General features: G+C 66.3%; 24 protein-coding genes and 1 pseudogene. 14 read left to right on the top strand and 11 right to left on the bottom strand.

All coding sequences use genetic code 11. The features are described from left to right. Nucleotides 1-583: 583 nt before the first annotated feature. A complete protein-coding gene (locus A9973_RS15430) occupies nucleotides 584-1,396 on the top strand; it encodes a response regulator transcription factor (protein WP_183014614.1) in 813 nt (270 codons plus the stop codon). Nucleotides 1,397-1,873: 477 nt separating this feature from the next. Then, nucleotides 1,874-3,085, top strand: a complete 1,212-nt coding sequence (kch, locus tag A9973_RS15425; protein ID WP_183014613.1) for a voltage-gated potassium channel protein — start codon at nucleotides 1,874-1,876, stop codon at nucleotides 3,083-3,085. 6 nt (nucleotides 3,086-3,091) lie between these two features. On the opposite strand, the gene A9973_RS15420 is transcribed toward kch, so the two are convergent. Continuing rightward, a complete protein-coding gene (locus A9973_RS15420) occupies nucleotides 3,092-4,648 on the bottom strand; it encodes an EAL domain-containing protein (RefSeq protein ID WP_370539490.1) in 1,557 nt (518 codons plus the stop codon). Between the two features lie 410 nt (nucleotides 4,649-5,058). Here A9973_RS15420 and A9973_RS15415 point away from each other — a divergent pair, with 410 nt between their 5' ends. Together A9973_RS15415 and phbB are read left to right on the top strand one after the other, a co-directional pair. Next, nucleotides 5,059-5,529 carry a hypothetical protein gene (locus A9973_RS15415; protein ID WP_183014611.1) on the top strand — a complete coding sequence of 157 codons (471 nt, stop codon included), beginning with the start codon at nucleotides 5,059-5,061 and terminating at the stop codon, nucleotides 5,527-5,529. Next, nucleotides 5,519-6,262, top strand: a complete 744-nt coding sequence (gene phbB / locus A9973_RS15410) for an acetoacetyl-CoA reductase (RefSeq protein WP_183014610.1) — start codon at nucleotides 5,519-5,521, stop codon at nucleotides 6,260-6,262. The genes A9973_RS15415 and phbB overlap by 11 nt, the downstream gene beginning before the upstream one ends. A 21-nt stretch (nucleotides 6,263-6,283) precedes the next feature. Here the strand turns inward: phbB and A9973_RS15405 are convergent, their stop codons facing one another. Further along, entirely contained in the window at nucleotides 6,284-7,180 is an 897-nt protein-coding gene (locus tag A9973_RS15405) for a LysR family transcriptional regulator (RefSeq protein WP_183014609.1), read from the bottom strand. A gap of 139 nt (nucleotides 7,181-7,319) precedes the next feature. Between A9973_RS15405 and A9973_RS15400 the strand changes: the two genes are divergently transcribed. Beyond that, nucleotides 7,320-7,937, top strand: coding sequence for a nitroreductase family protein (locus A9973_RS15400; RefSeq protein ID WP_183014608.1), 618 nt, complete (start codon nucleotides 7,320-7,322; stop codon nucleotides 7,935-7,937). A 17-nt stretch (nucleotides 7,938-7,954) separates the two neighbouring features. Further along, nucleotides 7,955-8,839 (top strand): EamA family transporter, encoded by an 885-nt coding sequence (locus A9973_RS15395; protein WP_370539493.1) that lies wholly within the window; start codon nucleotides 7,955-7,957, stop codon nucleotides 8,837-8,839. Between the two features lie 26 nt (nucleotides 8,840-8,865). Here the strand turns inward: A9973_RS15395 and A9973_RS15390 are convergent, their stop codons facing one another. Beyond that, complete coding sequence (locus tag A9973_RS15390; protein WP_183014606.1) at nucleotides 8,866-9,540, bottom strand: GntR family transcriptional regulator; 675 nt, start codon at nucleotides 9,538-9,540, stop codon at nucleotides 8,866-8,868. Between the two features lie 178 nt (nucleotides 9,541-9,718). Here A9973_RS15390 and A9973_RS31160 point away from each other — a divergent pair. The 7 genes and pseudogenes from A9973_RS31160 to A9973_RS15360 form a co-directional block, all read left to right on the top strand. Continuing rightward, nucleotides 9,719-9,840: pseudogene (locus A9973_RS31160) on the top strand (alpha/beta hydrolase); the annotation flags it as partial. 292 nt (nucleotides 9,841-10,132) lie between these two features. Continuing rightward, nucleotides 10,133-11,569 (top strand): cytochrome ubiquinol oxidase subunit I, encoded by a 1,437-nt coding sequence (locus A9973_RS15385; protein ID WP_183014605.1) that lies wholly within the window; start codon nucleotides 10,133-10,135, stop codon nucleotides 11,567-11,569. A gap of 4 nt (nucleotides 11,570-11,573) precedes the next feature. Next, nucleotides 11,574-12,581, top strand: coding sequence for a cytochrome d ubiquinol oxidase subunit II (gene cydB, locus A9973_RS15380; RefSeq protein ID WP_183014604.1), 1,008 nt, complete (start codon nucleotides 11,574-11,576; stop codon nucleotides 12,579-12,581). Between the two features lie 8 nt (nucleotides 12,582-12,589). After that, entirely contained in the window at nucleotides 12,590-12,733 is a 144-nt protein-coding gene (locus A9973_RS15375) for a DUF2474 domain-containing protein (RefSeq protein ID WP_183014641.1), read from the top strand. Between the two features lie 40 nt (nucleotides 12,734-12,773). Then, on the top strand, nucleotides 12,774-14,186 hold the full coding sequence (locus A9973_RS15370; protein WP_183014603.1) for a PLP-dependent aminotransferase family protein: 1,413 nt from the start codon (nucleotides 12,774-12,776) through the stop codon (nucleotides 14,184-14,186). Between the two features lie 133 nt (nucleotides 14,187-14,319). Next, complete coding sequence (locus tag A9973_RS15365; protein ID WP_183014602.1) at nucleotides 14,320-15,042, top strand: hypothetical protein; 723 nt, start codon at nucleotides 14,320-14,322, stop codon at nucleotides 15,040-15,042. A gap of 63 nt (nucleotides 15,043-15,105) precedes the next feature. Then, nucleotides 15,106-15,582: a hypothetical protein gene (locus A9973_RS15360; RefSeq protein ID WP_183014601.1), complete on the top strand. Its 477-nt coding sequence runs from the start codon at nucleotides 15,106-15,108 to the stop codon at nucleotides 15,580-15,582. 13 nt (nucleotides 15,583-15,595) lie between these two features. Here A9973_RS15360 and A9973_RS15355 read toward each other — a convergent pair whose 3' ends face one another. The 7 genes from A9973_RS15355 to A9973_RS15325 all read right to left on the bottom strand — a co-directional run bounded on the left by A9973_RS15355 (nucleotide 15,596) and on the right by A9973_RS15325 (nucleotide 22,215). Beyond that, complete coding sequence (locus A9973_RS15355) at nucleotides 15,596-16,174, bottom strand: hypothetical protein (RefSeq protein ID WP_183014600.1); 579 nt, start codon at nucleotides 16,172-16,174, stop codon at nucleotides 15,596-15,598. 64 nt (nucleotides 16,175-16,238) lie between these two features. Beyond that, on the bottom strand, nucleotides 16,239-17,216 hold the full coding sequence (locus A9973_RS15350; RefSeq protein ID WP_183014599.1) for a tripartite tricarboxylate transporter substrate binding protein: 978 nt from the start codon (nucleotides 17,214-17,216) through the stop codon (nucleotides 16,239-16,241). A gap of 73 nt (nucleotides 17,217-17,289) precedes the next feature. After that, nucleotides 17,290-18,519, bottom strand: coding sequence for a tricarballylate utilization 4Fe-4S protein TcuB (tcuB, locus tag A9973_RS15345; protein ID WP_255469170.1), 1,230 nt, complete (start codon nucleotides 18,517-18,519; stop codon nucleotides 17,290-17,292). Further along, nucleotides 18,516-19,922 (bottom strand): FAD-dependent tricarballylate dehydrogenase TcuA, encoded by a 1,407-nt coding sequence (tcuA, locus tag A9973_RS15340; RefSeq protein WP_183014598.1) that lies wholly within the window; start codon nucleotides 19,920-19,922, stop codon nucleotides 18,516-18,518. Before tcuA ends, tcuB begins: the two co-directional genes overlap by 4 nt. A gap of 77 nt (nucleotides 19,923-19,999) precedes the next feature. Further along, the gene (locus A9973_RS15335) at nucleotides 20,000-20,926 is read right to left on the bottom strand and encodes a LysR family transcriptional regulator (protein ID WP_183014597.1); all 927 of its coding nucleotides are present in this window, start codon (nucleotides 20,924-20,926) and stop codon (nucleotides 20,000-20,002) included. Nucleotides 20,927-20,947: 21 nt separating this feature from the next. After that, on the bottom strand, nucleotides 20,948-21,649 hold the full coding sequence (locus A9973_RS15330; RefSeq protein ID WP_183014596.1) for a glutathione S-transferase N-terminal domain-containing protein: 702 nt from the start codon (nucleotides 21,647-21,649) through the stop codon (nucleotides 20,948-20,950). A gap of 122 nt (nucleotides 21,650-21,771) precedes the next feature. Beyond that, nucleotides 21,772-22,215, bottom strand: a complete 444-nt coding sequence (locus A9973_RS15325) for a hypothetical protein (RefSeq protein WP_183014595.1) — start codon at nucleotides 22,213-22,215, stop codon at nucleotides 21,772-21,774. A gap of 136 nt (nucleotides 22,216-22,351) precedes the next feature. Between A9973_RS15325 and A9973_RS15320 the strand changes: the two genes are divergently transcribed. Further along, the gene (locus tag A9973_RS15320; RefSeq protein WP_183014594.1) at nucleotides 22,352-23,176 is read left to right on the top strand and encodes an alpha/beta hydrolase; all 825 of its coding nucleotides are present in this window, start codon (nucleotides 22,352-22,354) and stop codon (nucleotides 23,174-23,176) included. Nucleotides 23,177-23,196: 20 nt separating this feature from the next. Here A9973_RS15320 and A9973_RS15315 read toward each other — a convergent pair whose 3' ends face one another. Next, nucleotides 23,197-24,111 (bottom strand): DUF6708 domain-containing protein, encoded by a 915-nt coding sequence (locus A9973_RS15315; RefSeq protein WP_255469169.1) that lies wholly within the window; start codon nucleotides 24,109-24,111, stop codon nucleotides 23,197-23,199. Nucleotides 24,112-24,122 lie beyond the last annotated feature (11 nt).

Here is a 24,122-nt window from a genome sequence, read left to right as displayed (position 1 = left end):
CTGCGGAAAATTCTAGAAAAAACCCATGCCTGCCATTGACTTACGATGGCGCCCCCAAGGAACCCCGTGTCGGCCGCCTGCCCACGCGCGGGCGATGCCCGCGCCGAAAAGCCGCACAAGTTTATGGGCATTCCCGCGTCAAAAATAGAAAATAATGTATCGGTAATACTTAATAATCAATTGCCGGAAAGACCGAAATGAACAGCGTTTCAATCGTTTCCAGCTGGTTTTCCCTGGACGCAAAGTTACCATCAGAAACTACAGAAACGTATCTTCACAAAAAAACACGCCCGTGTTTAAATGAAACACGGGCGTGACTTCCATGCAGGATCGGGTCATCGGCGGCCAGCGGCGACAACGCGTTGGCCACGCGCCGGACAGAATCCCGGATCCGGCCTTGGCAGGCCGCCAGCACACGGAACCTGGGCATGGGTCCAGACCTCTCGCCCACATTCCTACAACACCGCCAGACGGTCCCGTCATGGCGTGCACCTTAGAGGGGAGGTATGCCAGGACTGCCGACGCCGACGCGCTTCCCCGTCAAGCGCCGCGCCCATGCCGCGCCACCTCATTGGAAGCATCAATGAACAATACGCTGGATGTCATTTTCCTCGGACAGGACGACGCCAGGCACGCCAGGCTAGTGGACGCCCTGTCCCATCTGGGCTTCAGCGTCCGCCGCTGCTACGACCTGGTGGACGTCTATGACCGCTACTCCCGCCGGCCCAGCCCGCTGGTGGTGCTGGAGGCGCCGCTGCCCGACATCCATAACGCCGCGGTACGGCTGCGCGCGGTGGACCGGGGCCTGGGCATCGTGGCGATCGCCACATTCACGGATACCGAAAGCCGCATCCGCACCCTGCTGTGCGGCGCTGACGCCTGCCTGCCGCCCGACGTCAGCGGGCTGGAGCTTGCCGCCGTGCTGCAAGCGCTGGTGCGGCGCGCAGTGGGGCTGGACGGCATCGACGCCGCGCCGGACGCGCATACGGAAGAGCCTGTCCAGGAAACCTGGCGGCTGGCGAACAAGGGGTGGACCCTGATCAATCCCAGCGGCCGCATATTGGGCCTGACGACAGGTGAACGCGACTTCCTGTCGCGCCTGGTGACCGCGCCCGACCGCAAGGTCAGCCGCGACGCGTTCTACGCCGATGGCGCGGAAGATGCCGACAGCGGCATCACGCGCCGCCGCTTCGTGGACGTGATGATCAGCCGCCTGCGTCGCAAGGCCGCCGCCAACCAGATGACGCTGCCGATCCGCGCCGTGCACGGCTGGGGCTACATGTTCGCCGCGGACATCGCGCTGGACCTGGACTATCGGGATGCTGGGGATAACAGCCGCGTGGACGGGCTGGAAGACTGGCGCCGGGAGACGGCGGACGCAAGCGCCGCAACGTGAGGCGTGAGGCGGGCCGGGCTGCGAAGTCTGGGCTGAAAAGGCCGGGCGGCCTGCCCCGCGACGCAATGCGACAGGCGAAAAAAACGCGGCGCTGCCCCCGAGAGGTAAGACGCCGCGCTAAAACAACACGTGAACCCGGAGTCATCAGCCGGCACTGATGCCTTCTACCTGGATCACGCGATTCCAACATTCGTGCCTCATACTATTCACGCACGGTCCGACCGTGAACTTGAGCGGGGTCTCTAGTCCCCGCAAAAGCTGCAACGTGATCAACGCCTGGGGTCTACGTCCGCCCTGACTACTGGCGGGCTTATCGCCCGTATCAGCGGTTTTCCTCCTGGATAGCCGCGTGATGGAAGAAGTTTAGGACTTCGGGCCTGAATCCAGTAATTCTTTGTTGATAGCCTTCTATACCTATTAGATATAGCAGAGCGCTGTGCCCGCCCCCCTAAAATGGCGGAAAAGGACACGCCCCCCATGCCCATCACTCCCCCATCCCTGCGGCAGCGTTTGAGAAAAGTGCTGGCGTTCTTTCCGCCCAACTGGTGCCTGGCCATCCTGGTGGCGCTGGACGGATACGCCTTCATGCATCCCGTGCTGCGCGAAGTGCGCGCCCGCGAATATTCGTTCTGGCTGGCGCTGGACAACTGGCATGAGGTGATGCGCGTCGTCGGCCTGCTGGAGATTCCTCGCCTGGTGCTGGGCGTGGGCTTGCAGGTGATTGCGCTGGGCCTGATCTTGAAGGCCCGCATCGCGTGGGCGTTCTCGCTGGTGCTGCTGATCGGCATCGGCACCTTCGGCATCCTGGGCCAGGGCGGACGCGCGGGCTTGGGCATCTACACGCTGGTGCTGGTGATCGCGCTGATCGCCTATTGGCGGCGCTTCGACCGCGCCAGCGTCACCGCGGGTTCGCTGTTCGCGCTGGTCAGCGTGCTGTCGCTGCTGATCTACGCGGTATTCGGCACGCTGTACCTGGGCAGTGAATTCAATCCGCCCATCCTGGACGCGGGCACCGCGTTCTATTTCTCGATCGTGTCCATGTCGACGGTGGGCTACGGCGACATCACGCCGCACACCATCACGGCCAGGCTGTTCACCGCGTCGATTATCATTCTTGGCATCACCGTCTTCGCCACTTCCATCAGCGCGATCGCCGGCCCGGTGATCGGCGGAAATCTGAAGCGGCTGGTCAAAGGCAGGTTCTCCACCGCCATGCGTAAAAATCACATCATCATTGCAGGCGAGACTCCGCTGGCGCTGAGCGTCTACGACGGCCTGCGCCGCCGCGGCGAAGAAGTCACGGTCATCGTGCCCGCCGGCTCGCCGCAGGAATATCCTGCCGCCACCGATCTGATCGAAGGCGATCCCTCAAGCGTGGACGTCTTGCGTGCCGCCGGCGTGACGCGGGCGCGCTATGTGCTGGCGCTACGCGCCGACGACGCCGAGAACGCGTTCATCGTGCTGGCGGCCAAAGAAGCCACCGGCGACAGCGGCGCCAAGACGGTCGCGCTGGTCAACACCAGCAAGCACCTGGAGAAGATCCGGCGCGTGCAGCCGGACATGGTGTTCTCGGTGCAGTTGCTGGGCGCCGAATTGCTCACGCGCGCCATTAACGGCGAACCCATGGACAGCCAGGCCATCACGGACCTGTTCTTCGCCAAGGCCGCGACGCCGGCCAAGCCGGCCTGACCCGGCTCAGGCGCGTTGGGCGCCGGGCGGCGAGTGGCCCGCGTACCAAGGCACGAATTCCACCGAAGGCATGGGACGGGCGAACAGGTAGCCCTGGATGAACGCCACGCCGCGCGACGTCAGGTAGTCGAACTGCGCCTGTGTTTCGACACCCTCCGCCACGACCGCCAGGTTCAGCCGATGCGCCAGCGTGATGATCACGTCCAGTACCGGCGCCTCTTCGCCCGAGGGCTGGATGGCATGCACGAAGCCCTTGTCGATCTTCAGATAATCCACCGGAAACATCTGCAGATACGACAGTGAGCAATGGCCGGTGCCGAAGTCGTCGATAGCCACGCGCACGCCTTCCGCGCGCAATGCATCGATGTTGCGGCGCGCCTGCCCGTTGTCCGAGATCAGGCTGCGCTCGGTGATCTCGAGGACGATCAGGGGCTGGCGCGAGGCGATGTTCGCCCGGAAGGCCTGGATTTCCGGCACAAGCCCGGTGCTGGACAAGTGTTCAGGCGCGATGTTCACGGCGATATGGAAATCCGGCGGCGTTTGCCAGGTTTGCAGGTCGCGTTCAATCAGCCGCAGCACATGCTGCGTCAGCGGAATGATCATCTCTTCGGCTTCGGCCGCCGCAATGAAGATGTCCGGCCGCACGAACCCCACGCCGGGCCGGTTCCACCGCATCAATGCTTCGACGCCTTCGCATTGCCCCGTCTTCTGGCCATACACCGGCTGGTAGCACACCTGGAATTCGTCGGCCTTCATGGCGCGCCGCAATTGCTCTTTGAACGACAGGCGGTTCACTTGCAGGCGATACGCGGCGAACGCCAGCCCCGCCCCGATCGCGATGGCCGCGGGCAGATAGCTCATCATCAGTTGCTGCCAGGCGCTGACCACGCTTTCCCACGGCGCCATGACATTGATGGACAGCGCCACGCGGCCGTTGTTGCGCGTGACTTCCTCGTATATGAGATCCGCGGGGCCGGCCGAACCCTGCCAGGAATCGCTGCGGATAGGCGTCCCTTTCCCCACCTTCAGTTCAAGCCTGTAATCCCCCAGCGTCGCGACGGCATTCAGCAAGTCCAGCACATAGCGGCCGTCCACAGCGACCGCGCCGCTATACCCCGGTGCGCCCGGCTTGCCCAGCAGGATCGCCGGACGATCTGGCGCCAACGGCGTGCCCGCCACCGAGAACAGCCATTGATCTGGCGTGCCGTCGATCGGCCACTTGCGGAAATCCCCGATGGCGAAGTCCACGGTGCCGATCACCGACGAACAATAGATGTGGTCGCTGTTGGCCAGCACCAATGCGCGGAAGTAGGGGTTCAGCGCGCTCCAGCGTTGCAGCGAGGGCAGCACGTCGGCGCAAGGCTGGGGCGTCAGGTCCGCCACGCGGTCCAGCAGGGACCAGGCTTGCGACAGGATGTTCTCGACCTGGACGCGAACGATTTTGGCCGCGTCTTCGGCAGCATGGCGCTGTTCGCTCTTGGCATGCAGCCAGGTCCAGCCCACGCACAGCAGGACGGGAACGACCAGGGCGAATGCCACCGGCAGATAGCGCCAAGATGGCACGCGAACTGTCATTCCTGATGTCGACAAATGTGCCTCGCTGGAAATTCCGTCACGGTGCGGTGACTCCCTGAATGGATAGGACACCAAGCGCGGCGAAGCGTCAAGGAGCTAAGGCGGGCGCGACGGGCGGTGGCCGAGGTGCGCGGGCTGCCATTCTGCCTCAGGTCCGCCAACGTGGGCAGGTCACGGCTTCCCGGCCGGCTTGACACGGGTCAAGGACCACTTGGATCGGGGCGTTCACAATGAAGGGGCCGGAACTGGCCGTATCGCCCTTGGGTGGGCTATCGTTGACGTTCGCAGTTCGCTACGCCCTCCCCGGACAACTTCACGGCGGCGCCTATTCGCAAGACCTTGAGCCAGACGGCTTGAGGGCTGATTCGTTACCCCTTACCACTCTTGTAAAAGGACGGATGATGAAGAAGACTACTGCCCCCACGCCCCAAGGCATCGCCGGCGCCAACGCCGCCTACTGCCAACGGCTGGCTCAGCTTGCGCAAGAAAGCCAACAACGCTGGATGGAGCTTGGCCGCCGCCTGGCCGACGACAACGCGGCCCGATACCTGGCGACCCTCAGTCCGCTGAACCATGGCGGCGATTGGCAGGAGATCGCCCCGGCCCTGGGCGAGATCACCCGCAAGCAATGGCAATGCCAATTGGAAGCCAGCCAGGCCATCACCCACGCCGCGCTGGAAGAACAGGCGGCGCTGGCCGCCGGCCTGGGCGAAGCCATGAGCGGCTGGTTCAAAAGCGCCACCGGCGCCGGCATGACCGCTGGCGCGTCGCCCATGACGCAGATGTGGACCACGATGTCGAACCAGATGGCGGCGGCGTGCTCGGCCTTGCGCGACGCGAGCCAGCCGGGTGGGCGCCATGACGGCTAAGCGCACGGCGCTGGTCACCGGCGGCGGCGGCTTGGGGCGGGCCATCGCCCAAGCACTGTGCGACGCCGGCCATGACGTCATCGTCACCTACCACGCCAGCGAAATGGCGACGCGGGCGTGGGCCGACGAAGAAGCGGCCAACGGGCGCCGCTTCACCCTCTACCAGGTGGACGTGGCCGACTATGCCTCGTGCCAGGCATTGATGGGGCGACTGGAACGCGACGGCCAGCAGATCGACATCCTGATCAACAATGCCGGCATCACCCGCGACGCGCGCCTGCGCAAGATGAGCTTCGAGAACTGGTCGGAAGTCATGCGCAGCAATCTGGATTCGATGTTCAACATGACCCAGCCGCTGTGCGGCGGCATGGCCGACCGCGGTTGGGGCCGCATCGTGAACATCTCTTCCGTGAACGGCAGCAAGGGAGCGTTCGGGCAAACCAACTACGCGGCGTCGAAGGCCGGCATACACGGATTCACCAAATCGCTGGCGCTGGAGCTCGCCGGCAAGGGAGTCACGGTCAATACCGTATCGCCCGGCTATCTGGACACGCGGATGGTGCAGGTGGTACCCGAGGATGTCCTGAAGGAAAAGATCTTGCCGCAGATCCCGGTCGGGCGGTTGGGCCGGCCCGAGGAAGTCGCGGCCCTGGTCGCCTTCATCTGCAGCGATTCGGCAGGTTTCATGACCGGCAGCAATGTGGCCATGAACGGCGGCCAGCACATGGATTGACGTCTGGACGGCGCGTGGCGGTCACGACGGCTGCGCGCCCAGTTCCTCAAGCAGGAAATCAACGAACGCCCGCACCTTCGCCACCATGTGGCGGCGTGACGGATAGACCGCGTAGACATAGGTCTCGACAGGTTGCCAGTCGGGCAGCGCCGCTTGCAGCGCGCCGCTGTCCAGATCGTGCTGCACGTACACGCGCGGCACCAGGCTGACGCCGAACCCCGCCCGTAGCGCATCGCGCACCGCCAGGCTGGAACTGACCTTGTAGCGCCCCCTGACCGGCACGCGCTGGGTCTGCCCGGCCCGAGTGAACACCCATTCGTCCGCGTGGCCGGACAACGTGAACTGCACGCGCTCCATGGCGCGCACGGCGTCGGGCGAGGCCGGCATGCCCACGCGCTGGAAGTAGGACGGCGCCGCGCACAGGACATGGTCCAGCGTCATCAGCTTGCGGGCCACCAGGCTGGAATCTTCCAGGCGGTCGGTGCCGCGGATGGCCAGGTCGAACCCTTCTTTCACGATATCGACGCGCCGGTCTTCCAGATTCAGGTCCAGCGACACCTGCGGATAGCGTTCCAGGAACGCCGGAATGGCGGGACAGATGCGAAGCAGGCTCAGCGACATGGGCGCACTGACGCGCAACGTGCCCGAGGGCTCGCTCTGCATGGGGCCGAGTGACTGCTCGGCTTCCTGCAGGTCGTCCAGAATGCGCGCGACCTGCTCGTAATAGCGCGTGCCGGCCTCGGTCAGGCTCATGCGGCGGGTCGTGCGGTTCAGCAGGCGGGCCGCCACATGCCGTTCGAGTTCGGCGATGTTCTTGCTGACGGCGGCGGGCGACAAGCCCAGTTGGCGGGATGCCGACGCGAACCCGCCCTGCTCCACGACTTGCCTGAACACCTTCAGCGCCGTCAGATGATCCATTGATTATTCACCCATAGTGAATGATATTGCGAATGGAATGGATATTATCGTATCAGGAGGGTTCAATTAGTCTGTGGACATGGATCCGGCAACACGCAAACGCCGCCGGTGCCCCCCTCACCCACTGGACGATATCCCCATGAGCCACCCGCTGACCGACGCCATCGCCGCCCGTAATTCCGCCAACTTCTTCGACCCGGCCCGCACGCTGGAAGACGAAACGATCCACACCCTGATCTCGTGGGCCACCCGGGCGCCCACCGCCTTCAACTTGCAGAACTGGCGCTTCATCGCCGTGCGCAGCGACGCCGGCAAGCGCCGTCTGCGTGAATTGGCATGGAACCAGCCCAAGGTCACCGACGCGGCGGTGACTTTCATCGTCGTGGGCGTGCTGCCGCAAGCCGCCTGGACGGCCGATCGCCTGCAACCGTCGGTGGCGGCGGGCTTCATGCCCGCCGGCATGATCCCGTCCTGGGAAGCCGCCGCCAGCCAGCTTTACACCGGCGCGCCGCAGACGCAGCGCGACGAAGCGGTACGCAGCGCCACGTTCGGCGCATCCACCTTGATGCTGGCCGGCCAGGCGCAAGGGCTGTCGGCCAGTCCCATGACGGGCTTCGACCCGGCGGGCGTCACCAGCGCCTTCGGCTTGCAACCGGACGAGGTGCCGGTCATGCTGGTCGCCATGGGTTACGCCACGCCGGACAATTGGCCGCAGAAGCCACGCCGCCCGGTCGCCGACGTCCTTGAACTGGCCTGAGCCCACCGGGAGCGACCATCATGAGCCGCAGTTCCGATCTTCTGCTGACCGCGCTGGCGCCCGCCATCTGGGGCAGCACCTACGTCGTCACCACCTTGATGCTGCCTGCGGACTATCCGCTGACCGTCGCCATGCTGCGTGCGCTGCCCGCCGGCATCCTGCTGCTGTTGGCGGTGCGCCAGTTGCCGCACGGCATCTGGTGGTTGCGCGCCTTCATCCTGGGCGCGCTGAATTTCTCGGTGTTCTGGGCGCTGTTGTTCGTTGCCGCGTACCGCCTGCCTGGCGGCGTGGCGGCCACCTTGGGCGCGCTTCAGCCCCTGGTGGTGATCCTGCTGGCCCGCGCGCTGCTGGGCTCGCCGGTCCGCAGCCTGTCCGTCGTGGCGGCGATCAGCGGCCTGGCCGGCGTGGCGCTGCTGGTGCTGACGCCCAAGGCCGCGCTGGACCCGGTGGGCATCGCCGCCGGCCTGGTCAGCGCGGCATCCATGGCGTTAGGCACGGTGCTTAGCCGGCGCTGGCAGCCCCCCGTGTCGGCATTGACCTTCACGTCGTGGCAGTTGACCGCCGGCGGCATTCTGCTGCTGCCCGCGGCGTTGCTGGCCGAACCCGCCTTGCCGCCGCTGACGGCCCTGAATGTGACGGGACTGGCCTACCTGGGCTTGATCGGCGCCGCCTTGACCTATGTGCTGTGGTTCCGTGGCGTGGCAAGGCTGGAACCCGCGGTGGTGTCGTCGCTGGGGTTCCTCAGCCCGATATCGGCCGTGCTGTTGGGCTGGGGCGTGCTGGGCCAAAGCCTGAGCGCCGCGCAAATGGCCGGCATGGCGATCGTGGTGGCCAGCGTATGGCTGAGCCAGCGCGCGCAGCGGCTGCCATCCGCCCCGCTGGCCGCGCGGCCGGCGCCCTGACCATCAATGCGCGCCGGCCCTCGCCCTCAGCCGTCTTGCCGCATGCGGTGCATGGACACGAGGTTCTTCCGGGTTTCCCGGATGTGCGCTTCGACGAGGCTTGCTGCCAACTCGGCGTCCTGATTGCGGCAGGCCTCCAGGATGCGGCGATGGTCCGCCTGCGAGCCGTCCGCGCCAGCGGCCTGTGACATCACTTCGTGCGTGTAGCGGCTGGTGTTCAGGCCGTGTTCCTCGATCAGCCGGCGCAAGCGCGTGTTGTTCGCGGGCGCGCACAGGGCCAGATGGAAACGGCGTATGGCGTCCACCCGGCCCGGCACGGAATCCGCGTCGTCGTAGGCAAGCAGAATGGCTTCCAACGCTTCCAGATCCGCCCGCGCCATGTTCGGCACGGCGGCGCGCACCGCAAAGCCTTCCAGCGCGATCCGGATGTCCAGCAGTTCGCAGATCTGATCGATCTCCATGCCGATGACCACCGCGCCGCGGTTCAAGGGATAGGCCACCAGACCTTCCGTCTCCAATTGACGCAGCGCCTCGCGCACAGGGATGCGGCTGGCCTGGAAGCGCGCAGCCAGCGCGTCTTGCTTGAGGGGCGTGCCCGCGGGCAGGGCCCCCGTCAGAATGTCGAAACGCAGCTGGTCGCGGATCCGGTGCGGCAGGGCCTGGGCGTGACGGGGCGCGCCCTTTTTTCGGGTGATGCTCATGGCTATCGGGGTTCTCAGGGGCAAAGGCCGGCGGCCTGCTGCCAAACGTCGATGCGGGTTGATCCGACGGGCCCCCATCGTAGCCCAGCGGGCGGCCTCGGCGGGGCGCGCGTCCGGACGCAATCAGGCGCGTGGCCCGATAGCGAAATACGATGGCGACGCGCACCTGCCCCAGGCATGCCAGGACCTGCCGGCCGACGAAGACCTGGTGATGGGCATCACGCAGAAAGCGCCGCTGGGCAGCACATTCGGCGATACCGTGGCCCCCCCGCGTGGCACAGCAAGCCGTCGTGGTATCAGGGGGAAGGCCTGCCTTCCCCCGGCTAGCGGATCAGGGGACGCACCCTGCCCCTCTGTACTGCCTTTTTTGTAACTACCGTCAAAATATCAATTCTGAGCTGATAGTAATTCCCCTACGAAAATACGGATTTTTTGCGTCCTCGGCCCCCAACTGATCCGCTATTTTCTTCGTTTTCTGAATCTGTACTAATCAGAGCTGCTGTCCTAACTTCGTGTTGTAGGTTCAACACCCGCCCGCGCATGCCGTCTTGTGACGGTTGCCCGCGCCGGCAACGAAGTCAGGAAGACCGCTATGGATAGCGACGCGCTATTGCTTGCCCGAATACAGTTCGGCTTCACCATCTCTTTTCACATCGTTTTCCCCGCGATCACCATCGGGCTGGCCAGCTATCTGGCCGTGCTGGAAGGCCTGTGGCTCAAGACCCGGAAAACCGTCTATCGCGACCTTTACCATTTCTGGACCAAGATCTTCGCCGTCAACTTCGGCATGGGCGTGGTGTCCGGCCTGGTGATGGCCTATCAGTTCGGCACCAACTGGAGCTTCTTCTCCGATTTCGCCGGCAGCGTGACGGGGCCGCTGCTGGCGTATGAAGTGCTGACCGCCTTCTTCCTGGAAGCCGGGTTCCTGGGCGTGATGCTGTTCGGCTGGTCGCGCGTGGGCCCGGGCCTGCACTTCTTCTCGACCATCATGGTGGCGCTGGGCACGCTGGTGTCGGCCACCTGGATCCTGGCGTCCAACAGCTGGATGCAGACGCCTGCCGGCTACGAGATCCTGGACGGCCGCGTGGTGCCCACCGATTGGCTGGCCGTGATCTTCAACCCGTCGTTCCCCTACCGCCTGGCGCACATGGGCATCGCCGCTTTCCTGGCCACCGCGCTGATGGTGGGCGCGTCCGGCGCCTGGCACCTGCTGCGCGGCGACCGCAGCCCGGCCGTGAAGAAGATGTTCGCGATGGCGATGGGCATGCTGCTGCTGGTGGCGCCGCTGCAAGCGGTCGTGGGCGACATCCATGGCTTGAACACGTTGAAGCATCAGCCCGCGAAGATCGCCGCCATCGAAGGCCACTGGGAGAACGAGCCGGGCGCCGGCGTGCCGCTGACGCTCTTCGGCATTCCCGACATGGAACGCGAGGAAACGCGCTTTGCATTGAACGTGCCGCGCCTGGGCAGCCTGATCCTCACGCACAGCTGGGACGGCCAGTTCCCCGGATTGAAGTCGTATCCGCCCGAAGATCGCCCCAACGCGACCGTCGTGTTCTGGTCGTTCCGCGTCATGGCCGGACTGGGCATGCTGATGATCCTGCTGGCCGGCTGGGCGCTGTGGACCCGCTGGCGCGGCCGCCTGTACGAATCGCGCGCGCTGCAGCGCTTTGCGCTGTGGATGGGGCCGTCGGGCATCGTGGCGATGCTGGCCGGCTGGTATGTCACCGAGATCGGCCGCCAGCCCTGGATCGTCTACGGCGTGATGCGCACCGCGGACGCGGCCACGCCCCATGGGCTGGGCGAGCTGACGCTGACGCTGGCCTTGTTCGTGGTCGTGTACGTGCTGGTGTTCGGCGCCGGCGTGTCGTACATGCTGCGGCTGATCCGCATGGGCCCCAGCCCTGCGCCAGGCCACGCGCCGCTGTCCGGCGGCCCGGGCGAACCGCGCCAGCCGTCGCGGCCGCTGTCCGCCGCATCCACCCAGGCGGGCGCCGAGCCCGCGCAACGCACGCATTCCGGAGCTTGAGGCCATGGGCATCGATCTTGCACTGATATGGGCCGTCATCATCCTGTTCGGCGTGATGATGTATGTGGTGATGGACGGGTTCGACCTGGGCATCGGCATCCTCTTTCCGCTGATCCGCGACCGCGATGAGCGCGATGTCATGGTCAACACCGTGGCGCCGGTATGGGACGGCAACGAGACCTGGCTGGTGCTGGGCGGCGCGGGCCTGATGGCGGCGTTTCCGCTGGCCTATTCCGTCATCCTCAGCGCGCTGCACCTGCCGCTGGTCTTCATGCTGCTGGGCCTGATCTTCCGCGGCGTGGCGTTCGAATTCCGCTTCAAGGCGGACGAGCACCACCGCCCGCTGTGGGACCGGGCCTTCGTATTCGGCTCCGTGTGCGCCACCTTCTTCCAGGGCGTGACGCTGGGCGCCTACATCGAAGGCATCCCGGTGGTCGACCGCGCCTATCACGGCGGCGCATGGGATTGGATCAGCCCGTTCTCGATGTTCACGGGCCTGGCGCTGCTGGCGGGCTACGCGCTGCTGGGCTGCACCTGGCTGATCATGAAGACCGAAGGCCGGCTGCACCGCCACATGTGCGACATCGCCCGGCCGTTGACGCTGGCGCTGCTGGCCGTCATCGCGGTGCTGAGCATCTGGACGCCGCTGGCGCAGCCGCATATCGCGCAGCGCTGGTTCAGCCTGCCCAACATGTTCTGGTTCTTCCCGGTACCCCTGCTGGTGGCGGCGGCCGGCTTCGACCTGATCCGCCGCGTGCGCGGCCTGCCGTCGGCCGGCCCGTTCCTGCTGTCGCTGTGCCTGGTGTTCCTGGCCTACAGCGGCCTGGGCATCAGCATCTGGCCCGCCATCATCCCGCCTGACGTATCGATCTGGACCGCGTCTGCGCCACCGCAAAGCCAGGGCTTCGCATTGGTGGGAGCCTTGCTGATCATTCCGATTATCCTGATGTACACCGCCTGGTCATACTACGTCTTCCGCGGCAAGGTCCGCACCGGCGAGGAGTTCCACTGATGAATGCGATGAACCGCCCCGCCCCCGCGCTGCCGTCGTGGCGCAGCCGCCTGCTGTGGCTGGCGATGATCTGGGCAGCCAGCGTCGCCGCGCTGGGGATCACCGCCTACGCGCTGCGCCTGGTCATGCGCGCTGTCGGCATGTCCTCTTGATCCCTAAGAACCGTCGGCAATAGAAAGAGAAGGACCTGCCATGAAGCGTTATGAACGGCTGACAGAAGACATCACCGCCTCGATCCGGTCGGGCCTGCTGCAAGTGGGCGACCGCCTGCCGTCGGTGCGGCAGACCAGCGCCAGCCGCGGGGTCAGTCCGTCGACGGTGTTCAAGGCCTATTACCTGCTGGAAGCACGCGGCCTGATCCGCGCGCGCGACCGTTCCGGCTACTACGTGCTGCGCGACCCGCACGCGGCCCTGCCCGAACCCGACGGGTTGTCCGCCGCCAGCGCGGGCCGCCATCCCGTGGACGTCAGCGACAACGTGCTGCAAGTGCTGAACGCCACCTTGCGCCGCGACATGGTCCCCTTCGGATCGGCCTTTCCCAGCCCGTCCCTGCTGCCCTACGGGCGCTTGGCCAAGTTCATGGCGTCTACCGTGCAGCGGCTGGATCCCTGGGGCTCCATCGACGACCTCAGCCCCGGCGACGCGGCGCTGCGCCGCGCCATCGCATTGCGCTATCTGGCCGACGGCCTGTCCGTGCCCGTCGACGACATCATCATCACCAACGGCGCGCTGGACGCGCTGAACCTGAGCCTGGCCGCGGTCACGAACCCCGGCGACGCGGTGATCGTCGAATCCCCCACGTTCTACGCCGCGCTGCAATCGCTGGAACGCAATCAGCTGCATGCCATCGAAGTCGCGACGCACCCGCGCGAAGGCATCGACCTGCAGGCGCTGGAGCAGGCCATCCTGCAGCACCGCCCACGCGCCTGCTGGCTGATGACGACCTTCCAGAATCCGCTGGGAAGCCTGATGCCCGACGCCAAGAAGGAAGCGCTGGTCAAGCTGCTGACCAAACACGGCGTGGCGCTGATCGAAGACGACGTCTACGGCGAACTCTACTTCGGCGAAACGCGGCCGCGCCCGGCCAAGGCGTTCGACAAGGAAGGCATCGTGATGCATTGCTCGTCGTTCTCGAAGACGCTGGCGCCGGGCTATCGCGTGGGCTGGGTGGCGGCCGGGCGCTATACGCGCAAGATCATGCGCAACAAGCTGACCACCAGCCTGGCCACCGCCGCCCCCACGCAAGCCGCCATCGCGGCCTATCTGGAAAAAGGCGGCTTCGACCGCCACCTGCGCCAGTTCCGCCAGGCACTGGCCTTGCAGCAAGGCGAACTGCTGCAAGCCGTGGCCCGCTACTTTCCAAAAGGCACGCGCGCCACGCGTCCGTCCGGCGGCTACTTCGTATGGGTGGAACTGCCGGCGCACATCGACACGCTGAAAGTACACCGCGCCGCGCTGGACCATGGCATCAGCATCGCGCCGGGGCCGTTGTTTTCGCCATCCGGCGCATTCGGGAATTTCCTGCGGCTGAACCACGGCCATCCCTGGAGCGTGGACCTGGAACAAGGGATGGCGACATTGGGCAAGCTGCTGGGCAGCGCATGAAAAACGGGTGATTAACACCTTCAGGACATGAAATCCCGATTCTTGATACAGATCGAAACCGGGACCGCGACAGCCATCCATTAGAGTTCGAGGCCTTTCATTTCCTGTGGTGCCGCGTCGCGGCCCCTTGCCTATGACCGCCTCATATCCCCGCGTTTTTCCGCGTTATGCGTTGGGCTGCTATGCCGCCGCATTCGCCCTGCTTTACCTGTTCAGCGCCCAACTGCTGGCCACGCTGGACATCTGGCTCTTGCCGCGCAGCCTGTTGATCGAAATGCTGCGCTACCGCGCGATGTGGCTGGTGTTCTTCCTGACCTTGCCGGCCGTCGGCTATCTGCTCTGGCGCGGGTCAGACCTGCCTGCCTGGTGGCGCGCACCGGACGAACTCACGCTGGACAGCCACGCGCTGCACATCGGCCCCCGCCAGGTGGCCTATGCCGATGTGACCGCGATCCGCCACCAGCACAACCGCGACCATCTGGTGCTGACCCTGCACAACGGCGAACGCGTGCGCATCCGCCTGGCGATCTGGCATGACGCTTATGGGCTTGCCGACCAGCTTGAAGAATCGATTGGCGGCGACCTGGAGGCCGCCACGATGCGCCGGCTGCAGGCCCAGGACACCGTCGACTTCGGCCCGCTTTCCATGAACGCCTCGGGGCTGGCATACAAGGGCCAATTGATTCCATGGGCCGCCATCGACTCTATCCGCACGCAGTCCGACAGCGAAGGCATGGAGACCGACGAGACCCTCATCATCGTCGCGCGCGGCAAGACCTACAAGATCGACCGCTCCAAGATCGTCAACGAACCGGTCATGCTGGCCTGTCTGCGCCAATACCTGCCCGGCGCGTAAGGCAACGCCTTCCGGCGCCCGCCGGCCTGGCATCCCATCATCTTTTTTTCACGTAGCCCCGACATGGAAATCTACAGTTCTGCCGCCCGCCAATCCGACACGCTTGCGGATCGTCCGGTGTACTTTTCACGCAATCGCCTGATCGCCGGCGCCGTCGTGTGGACGGCCGCCACACTGGCCTTCGGCGCGCTGACCTTGAACGCGCGCGGCAACACGGGCGCAATGGCGTTCTTCGGCGCCATCACCGCCATCGCCATCTGGCTGGTCGTCAAGTGCCTGAAGCGCGCGTTCAGCCCCGCGACGCCCGTGATCACGTTCACCCGCGACGGCCTGAAACTGACGGACGGCACCATCATCCCGTGGAGCGCCATCAACGAAAACACCTACGTGAACCAGCACTACGTGGGCATCCCGACTGCCAAGCAGATCCAGTTGAAGACCTCGCTGCCGAACAGGAAACGCGTGCTGATTTCCGCGATGGCGCTGGACATCGACGGCGACGAGTACCTGGCGCTATGCGACGCCTATCAGGCGCGGTGACGTAACGCGGCGGCTACCGCGCGGCGGCGCGCGCCGCCTCGACCTCGCGCATCAAGGAGGCCGCATCGGGTCGCAGCGGCAACGCAAGCCGGCCCTGGCGGTCGATCGCACCCCACTCGCCGCCCGACATGAAGCTGTGTTCGCCGTCCTGCGTGAACGCCTTGCGGCAGCCTTCGCACACGATGGCCAGCCCGCCGCTGAAGCGGTCGACCCACTCGTAAGGCGTGGCCAGCACGCGGTCTAGCGCCGTGTCGTAATAGGCCATGCCGCCGGACCAGGGGCCGCGCGTCAGGCCGGCTTCGAAATCGTCGGCGGAGTTGTCGTAGGTCAGCACTGGTACCGACTTGCCGTCGGGCCGTACCCAATGCCAGGAACGGCGGGTGAACAACGGCGACAGGCCGTCGCCGTTGAAATCCATCGACTGCAAGATTTCTGGCCGGATCACCAGCGCGTCGTCGTTCATGCGCGCGCATTGCTGGGCGGATTCGAGCATTCCCCCGGTGCCTTTGCGGGCGTAATAGCAATCTAGGTCGAAGGCGGCGGCGTTGCCCGGAACAGCCGCCAGCAGCGAGAACAGCAAGGTCGTCAGCATGCCGGGGATCCTAGCATGCGGCGGCGCGCGGCCCGCCATGGGCCACGCCCTTACGCCCCTGGCCTCAGTTCGCCGTCGCGCCCGAGTCCTTGACGGCCTGCGCCCATGTGGCGATTTCCGACTGGATGAACTGGCCGAACGCGGCGGTGTTCACGCTGGAGGCCTGCGCGCCCTCTTCCATCAGGCGCTGCTTGACGGCGGGCGCGGCCAGCGCGCTGCTCAACGCCGCATTCAGCGTGGCCACCACGGCGTCCGGGGTGCCGGCCGGCGCGACGATGCCGTGCCACGACACCGCCTGGAAGCCGGGCAAGCCGGATTCCGCCATCGTCGGCACATCGGGCATGGCCGGCGAACGCTGGGGCGAGGTCACGGCCAACGCGCGCAAGGTGCCCGCCTTCACGTGCGGCAACACGCCGGGGATGGTGGTGAACATGAAGTCGATCTGGCCGCCGATCAGGTCGGTGATGGCCGGGCTGCCGCCCTTGTAGGGAACGTGCGTGAACTGCAGCTTGGCCGCGCTCTTGAACATCTCGCCGGCCAAATGGCCCGGCGTGCCGGCGCCCGCGGACCCCATGTTCGTCTTGTCGCCGCGCGACCGGATGAAGGCGATCAGTTCCTGCACGTTGGCCGCTTTCACGTTGGGGCCGATGACCAGCACGTTCGGCACGGTCGCCAGCAGCGTCACAGGCGTGAAGTCCTTCACCGCGTCGTAGGAGATGCGCGAGTACAGCGACGGATTGATGCCATGCGTGCTGGCGGTTGCCAGCAGCAGCATGTAGCCGTCGGGCGCGGACGACGCCACCTGCTTGGCCGCGATCGTGCCGTTGGCGCCGCCCTTGTTGTCGATGACGATGGTCTGGCCCAAGGTCTTGGCGGCTTCAGCCGCGACCGTGCGCGCCAGGATGTCGGAGGTGCCTCCGGCCGAATGCGGCACCACCACCGTGATGGGTTTGGTGGGGAAGGATTGCGCGTGCGCCGCCGGCAAGGCCGGCGCCAGACAGGCGGCCAGCGCAACGCGCGCCAGCAGTCGGGTACGGAACATGGAAGTCTCCTGGTTTGTAATCGAATGCGGCGCCTTCAAGGGACGCCGTCATGCCCGCGATCAACAGATCCGCTCAGTCGGATCCCAATTGCAGTTTGTTGGGCTGGCGCTTTTCAATGGACCACTTCAGCAACGCGGCCGAGCGGTAGATGCCGTGCGCGAACTTGCCGTAAGGCAGCGTCAGGAACAGCGCCATCACCACGCCCAGATGAATCGCCAGCAACAGCGCCATCGAGCTCCCATCGCGTCCCGCCAGCAGCGCGAGGCCCGTGGCGCTGGTCAGGAACAGCAGCAGGATGAAGCCCCGGTCCATCGGCTTTTGCGCGGCGTCGCCTTGTTGCGGATGGCGCTTGACGTTCAGCCACAGCAAGCCCGCCGGCCCGATCAGGAGGCCGATGCCGCCTGCCGTGCCCAGCAGCACCGGCGCGCTCCAGAACGGATACGGCGCCTGCTGGCCCAGCAGATAGTGATAGAGCGTGGCCACGCAGGTGGCCGCGAAGCACAGCATGAAGCCGTAGAACGTGAAGTGGTGGAATCGGCGACGCCACAAGGTGAAGGCGTCGTCCGCGTTGTTGCAGCCCTTGCCGTGCCCGCCATCCAGATAGCGCAGGCGCAACGCGTCGTGCGCCGCCTCCGCCACCGCCGCGCCGGAGGCCGCCCCCGGACTGACGTTGCGCCAGAAGCGCGTGACGCCCACGCCCAGCGCCAGCATCGAAAATCCGAACACCGCGCCGAACATCAACGCCAGCGTGTTGTGCGGGAACACGGCGTAGAAATTGCCGGCCAGGGGCTCGTGGAACAAGCCGCCCGCCAACAGCACCGCCAGCACCAGGAACAGCGCCAGGCCGCCCGCGGTGGCCAGCGACAAGGCCAGGCCGTTGCGCTTGTATAGCGTGCCCAGTGCTGCGGGCCAGGCGTAGTCGGTATAGGTCTGCATGCGGACGCGGGCCATCGACTGCGGGACGTTCACCGCGAATTCATGCGGCGGCGCGTACTGACAGGCGTGCAGACAGGCGCCGCAGTTGTGGCACAGGTTGGCCAGGTAATTCAGGTCGGCCTTGCCGAATTCCAGGCGCCGCGTCATGGCCGGGAACACGGCGCAGAAGCCTTCGCAATAGCGGCAGGCGTTGCAGATCTGCATGACGCGCGCGACTTCGGTTTCATCGGCCGTCAGAAGTTCGGCCTGGGGCTTGGCCTGCTTGCCCAGCCAGCGCACCGGCTGCTCGGCCATGGCGGGCGCGGGCTCGGCATGCTGGGTGGAAAACGACTGCGCCTCGCGGGCCAGGGCTTCAAGCTGCTTCATGTCGTCCTCTTCGCAAGGGTCTGGGCGCGCGCGGCGGCGGCGGCCTGGGTGCCGGCGATGCGGCCGAACGCGGTGCCGATGGACATGCCCACCCCCGCCGTGTAGCCCTTGCCCAGCACGTTGCCGGCCATCATTTCGCCGGCGACGAACAGGTTGTCGCTAGGCACATCGTTGAACCGGACCGCGGCGGTGTCGTCCACCTTCAGGCCCAGGTAGGTGAAGGTGATGCCCGGGCGCAGCGCATAGCCGTAATACGGCGCGGTGTCGATCGGCCGCGCCCAGTGTGTCTTGGCGGGCGTCACGCCTTCGGTGTGGCAATCGTCCAGCGCGGTATGGTCGAACGTGCCGACGCGACAGGACGCGTTGTAGTCGCGCAGGGTCGCCTCGAACGTTGCCGGGTCCAGGCCCAGCTTTACGGCCAGCTCGGGCAGGGTATCGGCCTGCACGCCCGGAAACACCGGCGGCATGAAGCGGCCGATGGCCTTGGCGTCGATGATGGAATAGGCGATCTGCCCGGGCTGCATGGCCGTCAGCCGCCCCCAGATGGCGTAGCGCTTGGGCCAGAAGTCCTCGCCTTCGTCGTAGAAGCGCACGGCGTCGCGGTTGACCACCACGCCCAGCGATACGCAGTCGATACGCGTACAGATGCCGCCGTCGTACAGGGGCGCCCGCGCGTCGATCGCCACGCAATGCGATTGGGACGGGTCGCCAATGCCGTCGGCGCCCGCATCCAGCATGAATTTCAGCAACACGCCCATGTTGAAGCGGGTGCCGCGGATCAGGAAGTTGTCGGCCGGCCATTCGCCGCGTTCGTTCTGGCCCCACGCTTCGCGCAGCCATTCCCGGTTGGATTCGAAGCCTCCCGCCGCCAGCACGCAAGCGCGCGCCTCGATGCGTTCGGCCCCGATGCGCGCGGCCTTGAAACGGCCGTCTTCGAGTTCCAGCGCATCGACCGGCGCGTTGTAGCGGATCTGCACGCCCAACGCCTCGGCGCTGCGGTAATAGGCGTTCACCAGCGCCTTGCCACCGCCCATGAAGAAGGCATTGGTGCGCGCCACATGCAGCGCGCCCGACAGCGGCGGCTGGAAGTTCACGCCGTGGCGGCGCATCCAGTCGCGACAGGTCGAGGATTCGCGGATGACGAGCCGCGCCAGATGCTCGTTGGTCAGCCCGCCCGTGACCTTCAGCAGGTCCTGCCAGTATTCCTCTTCGGGATAGGCGTCGGTCAGCACGTCCTGCGGCGCATCGTGCATGCAGCGCAAATTGCGCGTGTGCTGCGAATTGCCGCCGCGCCATTCACGCGGCGCCGCTTCCAGCAGCATCACGCTTGCGCCGGCCTCGCGCGCCATCAGGGCCGCGCACAGCGCCGCATTGCCCCCTCCCACCACCAAGACGTCCACCATGCCATCGTCCCCGAATCAAGGGACCGACTGTACCCAGCGGGCGGCGCTTGCGATATCAGGCAGGCGTCAACGGGTGTTCACGATTCGTGAAGGGCCACCACCGGCCATTTGCCGTTGCGCGCCAGCGTGCGCGACACGTCGGCCAGCACCAGGCGGGCGGCCAGCGCGGCTGGAGACAGTTCCTCGTCGGACAGGCTGGCCAGCAGATTGGGGCGGAACAGGTGCGCGTCGTCGATGCGCGCCATGTGCAGCTGGCCGGGCGCCATCCGCGCCGTGGCCGAGCTGGGCTGGATGGTGGCGGCGTTGCCCAGTTGCACCACGTCCATCAGCAACGACAGTCCGTCGACTTCGGCCACCACGCGGGGCGCCTGCCCCAATTGCTGGAACGCGTTGTTGACCAGCGCGCGCAAGCCATGGCGGCCGCTGGGCAACACCAGCGGCAGGTGTGCAATGGCCTCCAGCCGCGTCGTGCCGCCCTCGGGCACGCCCGGCATGTCGCGCCGGGCGCAGAGGTACAGCGGTTCATCCAGAAGCGGCATGAGGCTCCAGCGCCGCGCGGACTCGGCATGGAACACGATGGCCAGGTCCAGCAGGCGGCCGTTGAGCATGTCGGCCAAATGGCCCGACAGCGCCTCGACCAGATGCAGGCGGATGTCGGGGTAGCGCTCGTTCATGGCCTGCAGGAACGGCGCCCCCAGAATGGCGGCCGTGGTCGACGGCAGCCCCACGCTGACATGGCCCGCCAGCCGCGCCTGCTGGGCGGCCGTCACGGCGTCGTCGGCATGGCGCAGGGCAAGCTGGGCCTGGCGGAAGAACGCCAGCCCGGCGTCTGTCGGCACGACGCCGCTGGCGCTGCGCTGCAGCAATCGGGTCGAAAGCTCGCCTTCCAGCCGGCTGATCTGCTGGCTGAGGGCGGAGGTGACCATGCCCAGGGACATGGCCGCGCGGCCGATGCTGCCCGCCTCGACAACGCGGACGAAGTAACGCAACTGGCGGAGTTCCATGGCGGCTGCCTGGCCGCGCCGTCAGGCGGCAGGGATCGTCAGGCCCTTCGCCACTGCCGGGCGGGCGACGAAGGCTTCCAGCACGCGGGCCACGTTCTTGAACTGCGAGAATTCGACCAGGTCGCCGGCGCCGTAGAAGCCGACCAGGTTGCGCACCCACGGCAGGATGGCGATGTCGGCGATGGTGTATTCATCGCCCATGACCCAGTCGCGGCCTTGCAGGCGCTGGTCCAGCACGCCCAACAGGCGCTTGGACTCGGCCACGTAGCGGTCGCGCGGACGCTTGTCTTCGTATTCCTTGCCGGCGAACGTATGGAAGAAGCCCAACTGGCCGAACATGGGCCCGATGCCGCCCATCTGGAACATGATCCATTGCAGCGTCTCGTACCGCCCCGCCGTGTCCGCCGGGATGAACTGGCCCGTCTTGCTGGCCAGGTAGATCAGGATGGCGCCGGATTCGAACAGCGCAAGCGGTTTGCCGTCCGGGCCATTGGGATCCAGGATGGCCGGAATCTTGTTGTTCGGGCTGATCGACAGGAATTCGGGCGTGAACTGGTCCTTCGTGTCGAAACTGACGCGGTGCGGTTCGTAAGGCAAGCCCAGCTCCTCCAGCAGAATCGATACCTTCACGCCGTTGGGCGTGGGCAGCGAATACAGCTGGATACGGTCGGGGTGGGCGGCGGGCCACTTCTTGGTGATGGCAAACGAATCAAGGGAGGTCATGCGGGGGTTCTCCAGGCGGGGCGGAAACGTGCGGCGGTATTTGCGCGGTAATCCTAGCGCAATTCCCGGAAATTTCGCGAGATTCCCCGGTCACCGACCAGGCTGAACGCCGGCTGTCGGCCCTAGCCCGGACGCCGGCCGGCCAGGCGCCAAAGTGCGCCCCGAAGCACCGCTACGACCAGCGCGATCGGCAGCACCAGCCGCCACTGCGCCAGGAAGAGTTCCCGCGTCGCCTCGCCAGACGCCCAGGTGTTGCCGAAGACCTGCGGCGAGGGCGGCGCCAGGTACAAGGCCAGCAGCGCGGCGGCCAACCCCGCCCCAGCCCGCCACCCGGCCGACCGGGGCACTTTCAGCAGCCGCTCGGCCGCGATCAACGCCAGCAGGCCCGCCAACCCCGCCAGCCCCGAGTCGGCATAGAAGTCGCGGGGCTCGTACAGGTACGGCGCATCGGGAATCACCCAGCCATAGGCGTCCGTCGTCAGCAGCGAGGTCAGGCAGGCGCCGAAGAGCGCCGCGGCAGCAGCCAGCAGCAGGAAGTCGCAAACTCGGAGCAGGAAGCTAGGCATTGCGGAAAGGCGTCGTCGCACAGAAGGAGAAGATCGGCCGCAGCATGCCACAGGTGGGCGTCTGGCGCAGGCCCGGGCCACGGCATCCCGTCCCGCGTTACAGTAACCCCGCCCTCGTTCCCCGCCCCGGACGTCCATGCGCGCCCTTCGCCTGCTGCCCGCCTTGTTCCTGACCGCCGCCCTGCACGGGCCGACATCGGCCGCCTCGTTGCCGGACCAGCACTACGGGCCGGACGCTGCCCAGGCCGCCGACGTCTATCTGCCCGCCGGCGCGCCGGACGCTGCCCCCATCCTCGTCGTCGTCCATGGGGGATCGTGGAAGAACGGCGACAAGGCGGCGCCCGAAGTCGTCCAGAACAAGCTGGCCTATTGGCTGCCCAAGGGCTTTGTGGTCGTGTCGGTCAACACGCGGCTGCTGCCGCAGGCGCGCCCCGAAGCCCAGGCCGAGGACCTGGGTCGCGCATTGGCCTGGATCCGCCAGCGCGCCGGGCAATGGCATGCCGACCCGGACCGCCTCGTCGTCATGGGGCATTCCTCGGGCGGCCACCTGCTGGCGCTGCTGGCCGCCGACGAATCCATGCGGCAGCGCACCGGCGCGCAAGCCTGGCTGGCCAGCGTGATCCTGGACGGCGCAGGCTTCGACCTGCTGGACGTCATGCCCCGCCCGCACGCCCCCTTCTACGACGAGGCCTTCGGCGCCGCCCCCGAGCAATGGGCGGCGGCGTCGCCCGCCGCGCAACTGCGCGGCCCGCAACCGCCGGCGCTATTCGTGTGTTCGACGCTGCGGCCCGACCCGTGCCGCCGATCGCAGCGCTATGCCGACCAGCTGAAAGCGCAAGGCGGCCAGGCGGAACTCGTAGGCGTTGCGCGCAACCACGCGCAGATCAATGCCGACGTGGGCGCGGACAACGACGAGACCCGCGCGATCAGCGCATTCATCGATGCGCGGCTTGGGCGCTAGCGGGGCAAGCGCGCCGCCCCCTACCGCAAGTCCTCGGGGTTGATGGACGCGTCGCGCACGTACATGTCGTTGGGGTCCGGCGTAAGCGACGCCTCGATGTCGGCGGGAAACGCCGGAATTCGGCTGGTCCGCATCACCGCCCACCGCATGAGTGTGTGCAGATAGTTGAACGGGATCATCGTGACGTACATCAGCCCCGGGCTTTGCGCGTCGTTGGCGAAGACCCGTTCCTTGCTGAAGGCGAAGCTCTCCCGCCGGCCGTCTACCGGCATGCAGAATTTGACCTCCTGGATGACGGCCTGGGGCCCTTCCTCCATGTACCGGCGTAGAAACTCCCAATGGGAGCAGGCGTTCTCCTCGCGGCTGGTCGCGATGCAGAAGGCGAAGGTCTCGCGGACGGTCTGGCCGTCATCGTCCAGGATCAGCCCGCGGATGTCCCAGTTGAACGAACCGAACAGCCCCTTGCCTCTGCCCAGGGTGAAATAGATCTTGTCCCAGGGCGCCGACAACACCGTGCCGTCCAGGCGGAACACGTGCACCTGGCGGTGCTTGCGGTCCAGCATGATGGGATAGTGCGTCCAGCGGAACAGTTCCTTGCCGGCCAGCCACGCCCCGAACGCGCCCAGGGCAACAAACATGGCGATGCAGACATAGACGGCTTCCCACAAGCCGTTCTCGTCGGGAAGCCCGCCGAACGCGAGCAGCCAGGAGAAATAGGCCACGCCCCAGATCGCGAAGGCGACGGGGATGGCGCCCATCAGCGCCACGAAGCCGCGCCAGCCGTACCAGCGGTCCACCGACACCAGGAGTTGCGAATCCATCTTGACCACGCACAGCTGGGCCAGCAACGGCACGTCCAGGCGCTTCTTCTGCGACAGCCGGTGTTGCCGCTCGGCATCCGACAGCGGCCGGTTGTTCTGAAACTTCGGGATCAACCCCGTGAAAT

The sequence above is a fragment of the Achromobacter sp. UMC46 genome (assembly GCF_014170335.1).
In the GTDB taxonomy this organism is placed as follows: Bacteria; Pseudomonadota; Gammaproteobacteria; order Burkholderiales; family Burkholderiaceae_B; genus Achromobacter.
Note: the sequence above shows the minus strand (reverse complement) of the source record. Positions and strands in the feature narration are given on the sequence as shown.